Annotated in this window: 1 protein-coding gene; it reads right to left on the bottom strand. The window is 41.7% G+C overall.

The window, feature by feature from the left end; all coding sequences use genetic code 11:
- Positions 1–967 (bottom strand): ABC transporter substrate-binding protein (locus Q0340_RS12220; protein ID WP_298083532.1); only part of this gene is annotated, 967 nt, incomplete at its 3' end.
- Positions 968–1,052: the final 85 nt, after the last annotated feature.

Below are 1,052 nucleotides of genomic sequence, written 5' to 3' on the forward strand. Positions count from 1 at the left end.
CGAAAAACAAGATCCCCGCAAAATCGAAAATATGCCTGCTTAGATCGTGATAGATCGCGTAAATTTTATGATTTTTGACGGCGTTTATGTTTTGCCAGCCGCTTCTTTGGGCGTAATCATTAAAATTTGCCGCGGCCTCCTGCTTGCTCACGCCGTAGCCTAGCGGGATGTTCTTGCTGCCGTTTGGAAAATAATTCCCCGCAAATATGATAATATCGGGATTTTTATTGACTATAAATTCCGGATTGAGCGGCGAGGAGGCGCCTTTTATCAGCCCTTTTGCGATATTTTCTCCGCCGGCGGCGCTGACGAAAGCCCCCCACATCTTATCGTCATACGATACGCCAAAGACGCTAGCGCCCGCCTTTTCGCTAAATTCTACGTAAACTTTGGGCTTGGTCGTATTTTTGGCTTTGGCGAGCCTTTGTTCTACGAGCTCGAATTTTGATTTATAAAATTTATTCACTTCGGCTATTCTGTCTTGCTTGCCGAAAATTTCGCCTAGAATTTCCATGCTTTTCATATGATTTTGTAAATTTTCATCATGAAAATCTACGAATACCGCAGCAATGCCCGAGCTATCTAAATTTTTTAAATTTTGCTTAACTTTTTCGTAGTCGTTTTTTGCAAACAAAACCACATCAGGCTTTAGCGAGACGATGCGCTCGAACGACAGAGTGTTTTTGCCGATGTATCCGACATCGGGGATCTGATCTATGCTCGGAAATTTTTTCAAAAAAGCCTGCCACGTCGCTTCTCTACGACCCTTCCAGTACCCTTTGGACCATCCGGCGATTTTAGAAACGCCCTCTTCGCCCGTGGTTACGAAGTACTCTTCGAAATAAAACGTCAAAACGACCTTTTCTACCCTGTCCTTTACCTCGACCTTCCTGTCTAAAACGTCGGTGAGCGTAGCGGCATTTGAAAAAACAAGCAGCAGCGATATAAATAAAATTTTTCTAACCATAATGAGGCCTCCTTAAAACGGTTAAATTTTAGCGCTATTATATCATAAATAATATTTTTTATAAAATAGTATTATAAAATATCTT

The organism is uncultured Campylobacter sp. (assembly GCF_938045595.1).
Taxonomy (GTDB): domain Bacteria; phylum Campylobacterota; class Campylobacteria; order Campylobacterales; family Campylobacteraceae; genus Campylobacter_B.